At 71.5% G+C, this 5,128-nt stretch carries 4 protein-coding genes; 1 reads left to right on the forward strand and 3 read right to left on the reverse strand.

Annotation, left to right across the window (positions count from 1 at the left end):
• Window positions 1-214 precede the first annotated feature (214 nt).
• Both AB8Z36_RS30185 and AB8Z36_RS30190 read right to left on the reverse strand, forming a co-directional pair.
• Complete coding sequence (locus AB8Z36_RS30185) at window positions 215-916, reverse strand: ribonuclease HII (protein WP_369216564.1); 702 nt, start codon at window positions 914-916, stop codon at window positions 215-217.
• Between the two features lie 95 nt (window positions 917-1,011).
• Window positions 1,012-1,626: a TetR/AcrR family transcriptional regulator gene (locus AB8Z36_RS30190; protein WP_369216565.1), complete on the reverse strand. Its 615-nt coding sequence runs from the start codon at window positions 1,624-1,626 to the stop codon at window positions 1,012-1,014.
• Between the two features lie 140 nt (window positions 1,627-1,766).
• Between AB8Z36_RS30190 and AB8Z36_RS30195 the strand changes: the two genes are divergently transcribed.
• Entirely contained in the window at window positions 1,767-3,326 is a 1,560-nt protein-coding gene (locus AB8Z36_RS30195) for an MFS transporter (RefSeq protein WP_440582033.1), read from the forward strand.
• 182 nt (window positions 3,327-3,508) lie between these two features.
• Here the strand turns inward: AB8Z36_RS30195 and AB8Z36_RS30200 are convergent.
• Window positions 3,509-5,128, reverse strand: a 1,620-nt coding sequence (locus tag AB8Z36_RS30200) for a DUF4153 domain-containing protein (RefSeq protein ID WP_440582034.1), incomplete at its 5' end; no start/stop codon positions are given.

The raw sequence follows: 5,128 nt of genomic DNA on the forward strand, positions 1-5,128 counted from the left end.
GCCGGGGCGCGGCGGCGCCACGGGACGCGGACCGGGTACGGGGCGGGGGGTCGGCGCGGTGCGGCCGCTGGCCGGCGTGGCGCGGGGACCCTGGGCACTCTCGTGAATCTGAGGCTCCTCGGGAAGGAGAGGCATGAAGTGTTGTCTATCAAACGCCGATGCGACTCGCGTCGGCGGGTGGCACAAATGTGCGGCCGGAAGCGCCGGAAAAGCGTCAGAACTCAAAGCCGAGCTGACCCTCGATTTCCGGAACATTTCCCTCCGCCCAGCTGCGGGCCTTCTTGAGGTGCCGCCACTGGGGCAGCGCATCAAGATACGCCCACGTGAGCCGGTGGTACGGGGTGGGCCCCCGCTCCGCCAGCGCGGCCTTGTGCACCGGCGAGGGATAGCCGGCATTGGCCGCGAAACCGAAGTCTGCATGTTCGATGCCCAGTTCGGCCATCATTTTGTCGCGCCGGACCTTGGCGATCACCGAAGCCGCGGCGACGGCCACACAGGACTGGTCCCCCTTGATCACCGTACGGACCCGCCAAGGAGTTCCGAGGTAGTCGTGCTTGCCGTCGAGGATGACCGCGTCCGGACGGACCGGCAGCCCCTCCAGGGCGCGCACCGCGGCGAGCCGAAGCGCCGCCGTCATCCCCATCTCGTCGATCTCCTCGTGCGAGGCGTGGCCGAGGGCATGCGCCGTGACCCAGCTCTCCAGCTCCAGGGCGAGCGCGCTGCGCCGCTTGGGAGTGATCAGCTTGGAGTCGGTGAGGCCCTCGGGCGGCCTGCGCAGTCCCGTGACCGCCGCGCAGACGGTGACCGGACCTGCCCACGCTCCGCGCCCGACTTCGTCGACACCGGCGACGATCTTCGCTCCGGTGGTGGCGCGCAGGGAGCGCTCGACGGTGTGGGTGGGTGCTTCGTACGGCATGGCGCCAGACAGCGTACGCCGCCCGGGGCCGCCCGCGACACCCGGCACCGGCCCGAAGCCCGCCGACGGCCCGTGCGGACCCCGCACCCCGTGACTCAGCGGCGCAGCATCGGCACCATGACCTCGTCGATCAGCGACTCGAACTCCTGGTCCGTCCATTCGCTGCCGCACACCTTGGAGCGGTACATCAGCATGGCCGGGATCACGTCGCAGACATAGTCGCCCGCGCCGCCGGAACGCACCTCTCCGCGCTCGATGCCACGCCGTATGACCTCCTTGATCAACTGCACGGTCGGATTCACGACACCCTCGAAGATCACGTCGTGGAAGCGTTCGGCCGTTGCCGTATCGCATTCGTGAAGGACCGCGCGCAGCGCGAACCCGGGGCGCGAGAACATCGCCTCCCGTGTCCGACGGCACAGCTCAAGGAGATCGTCCCGGACGCTGCCGAGCTCGGGAACGCTGTCGAGGCGGGGCAGACCGGCCCGCAGCGCGTGCACGACCAGGTCCTCCTTGGACGGCCAGCGGCGGTAGACCGCCGCCTTGCCGGTCTGCGCGGCCGTGGCCACGCCCTCCATCGTCAGGCCGCCCCAGCCGACCGTGCTGAGCTGCTCCAGGGCGGCGTCGAGGATCGCCTGCTCAAGGACGGGCCCCCGGCGCCGTGGGGAAGCCGTCCGAGCGGGGACGGCGGTCCAGCGCGAAGTAGCCATGTGTCTTCTTTCCGTCGTGCGAACGGGCCTGCGGTTCAGGGCAATTGGGAGCAGTGAACGCTTGCGTTCACTGTAGGAGAGTCACTACCTTCTTCCGGAACAGTGAACGGCACCGTTCACTAAGGCACTTGCGGGGGATCATGGTGACTACCTCTCAACTGACGCAAGGCAAGAAGCCGGAGAAAGCACGCCGGGAGGGGCACCCCGGCATCGCCCTCACCGTCATCGCGGCCTGCCAACTCATGGTGGTCCTGGACGCGACGATTGTGAACATCGCGCTGCCGCACATCCAGGGGGCCCTCAACTTCTCGACGACCGACCTGACGTGGGTCGTCAGCGCGTACACCCTCACGTTCGGCGGCCTCCTCCTGCTCGGTGGCCGCGCCGGGGACATCCTGGGACGCCGTCGCGTCTTCATGACCGGCATCCTCCTCTTCACGGCCGCCTCGCTGCTCGGCGGTTTCGCGCAGGAACCCTGGCAACTCCTCGCCGCGCGGGCCCTTCAGGGCGTAGGCGGCGCGATAGCCTCGCCCACCTCGCTCGCCCTCATCACGACGACCTTCCCCGAAGGGCCAGAGCGGAACCGCGCCTTCGGCGTTTTCGCCGCCGTATCCGCAGGTGGTGGCGCGATCGGGCTGCTCGCGGGCGGCATGCTCACCGAGTGGCTCGACTGGCGCTGGGTGCTGTTCGTGAACGTACCCATCGGCCTGCTGATCGCCGCCCTCACGCCGCTCTACATCAACGAGTCCGAGCGTCACCCCGGCCGCTTCGACCTGCCCGGCGCGCTCACCTCCACGGCCGGTATGGCCTCGCTCGTCTACGGCTTCATCCGCGCCGCCGAGGAAGGCTGGCGCGACGGCCTCACCCTGGGCTCGTTCGCGGCGGCGGTCGTACTGCTCGGCTCCTTCGCGCTGATCGAGAGCCGCGCCAGGGAACCGATCACGCCGCTGCGCATGTTCGCCGACCGCAACCGCTCGGGCACGTACGTGATCATGCTCAGCCTCGCGGCGGCGATGTTCGGGATGTTCTTCTTCATCGTCCTGTTCGTGCAGAACGTACTGAACTACAGCCCGATCGAGGCGGGTCTCGCCTTCCTGCCCGTCACGGTGGTGATCGCAGTCGGCGCGGGTCTCTCCCAGAGGTTCCTGCCGGTGCTCGGACCCAAGCCCTTCATGGTGGCGGGCTCGACCATCGTCGCCCTCGGACTCGCCTGGCAGACGCTGCTCAGCCCCGACAGTTCGTACGTGGGCGGAGTGCTCGGACCCATGCTGCTCTTCGGCTTCGGCATGGGCCTGAACTTCGTGACCCTGACACTGACCGCCGTCTCCGGAGTGGCCCCCCACGAGGCGGGCGCCGCGTCCGGCCTGCTCAACGCCACACAGCAGATCGGCGGCTCGCTCGGCCTCTCCATCCTCACCACCGTCTTCGGCACGGCCAGCAGGAACGAAGCCGAGGACCAGGTGGCGGACTTCATGGCACACGCGTCCCCGGAGCAGAAGGCGGAGTTCGCCAAGACGCACGAACTGCCCGCGCCCTGGAGTCACGAGGTGCTCGCCCAGGGCATCTCCACGGCCTTCATACCGGCGGTCGCCATGGCCCTGCTCGCCCTCGTCACCGCGATCCTGGTGATCCGGGTGCGCAAGAGCGACCTGGACGCGCTCGCCGGCACCGCGAGCGCGGCGGGCCCGGTGGCGGGCTGACCCCGCGGCGGACTGACCTTGCGGCGGGCTGACCCTGCGGCGGCCCCGCACGCCGCCGCCCTGCCGCTGCCGCTGCCGCTGCCGGACCGCTGCCACCGGTGCCGGACCGCTCCCATCGCTGCCGGATCGACCACGCCAACCGGTGGTCGGTCCGGCACCGTCGGTCCTGCGGGCCGTCCGCGTCAGGGGACCGCGTCGTAGTCGTACGGGGTGGACGGCGGGTCTGTCCGCGTCCGGCCGCAGACGCCGGGGTCGACCGAGGCGGGCCGGTCCGCGATGATCCGCCGGGCGCGGGACTCCCCCAGGCTCAAGGCGTACCAGGGCGGGCGCTCGTCCCCGAGGTCGTCGGCGATGTCCGTGAGGGCACAGGAGCGCTGCGGCTCGGGCAGTTCGTCGAGGGCGGGCACCGCGTCCGCCGAGAGCTGCCGCGCGTAGTCGGCGTCGAACTTGCCCGTCTCCTCGTACCGCTGCACATTGCGCTCCGCGATCAGCGCGTCCGGCGAGAGCAGCCCGAAGGCCAGCACACCGGCGGCGGCGCTCGCGGCCACGGCGCGCGGCAGCCACCGGGCGCCCCAGACACCCGCGGCCATGATCAGCAGGATGACCACGCCGAGCCACAGCTCCGCGCCGACGACCGAGATCCGCAGCCTGGTCAGGCCGTACGCATCCACGTACATGTCCATCCTGCGCACCGCGGACGCCACCACGACGAGGGTGAGCGCGCACAGCACGCCGAGCACCGAGCGCACCAGCGTGCGGTCCTTGGCACCGCCTCGCGGGGCCCAGCGCAGCGCGAACACGATGACCACCAGCGTGAGGACCGTGGCGAGCAGAAGCTGCCAGAAGCCCTGCCGGGCGTAGGCGGAGTAGGTAAGTCCGGTCTTGTCGAGGACGGCGTCGTAGCCGCCGAAGAGAACGGCGAGCTGGACGGCGTTGAACGCCGCGAACAGGACGTTGAGACCGACGAGCGGCAACGCCCACTCCACCCGGCCCCGCGGGCGCGCCGGGTGCACCACGAGCCGGTCCCAGCGGACCGGGGACGCCGCCGTGTGCGCCACGGCGAGCGCGCCCACCACGCCGATGAGCAGGAGCAGGACGCGCCAGGGCCCCTCGGCCACGGAGGCGTCGGGCATCAGATCGCCGAGCAGCCCGGCGAAGGCGGCGTCCGCCCCGGCGAACAGCGCCCCGAAGACCAGGAGCAGCACGGCGGTCACCGCGACCGCCCGCAGCGCGGGCGCGGCGCCGCGCGCGCTGCCCAGCCGCTCGCGCGCCCCGCGCCAGCCCCAGCCGAGGCCCTTGCCGATCCCCTCGAACAGGCCGAGCGGGCTCAGGAGCACGCCGATCCAGGTCCGGCAGCCGTGCAGCGCGAACGAGCCGAGCGCGACCGACGACACCACCGCGAGGAACGACGGCCAGCCCGCGTCGCGCAGGGCGGGCACGATCAGCAGGGCGAGTCCGCCGACGGCCCATGTCAGCGGCCACGCGCGTGGCCTGCGTCCGGTGGGCCCGGCGGCGTAGTAGGCGGCCAGCGTGGCCGGGATGGCGACGATCAGCAGATTGACCGCGAGCCCGTCCCCCAGGAGCAGCATGCTCAGTACGCCGGTGGCAAGCACGGAGACGAGCGTGGCCGTCCGCATGGGCCTCGGCGGCGCGGACCGCAGATCGGCGAGGAGCGCGGTGTCGGCGGCTGCCGGTGGTGCGGGTTTCCGGGGCCCGGAGACGGTTTCGCGAGGAGCGGCGGTGCCAGGGGCGGCGGTACGGGGCGCGGCGTCGGGGGACGCGGTTGCGTCGCGGGGCGCGGG

It is taken from the genome of Streptomyces flavofungini (assembly GCF_041028215.1).
In the GTDB taxonomy this organism is placed as follows: domain Bacteria; phylum Actinomycetota; class Actinomycetes; order Streptomycetales; family Streptomycetaceae; genus Streptomyces; species Streptomyces flavofungini_B.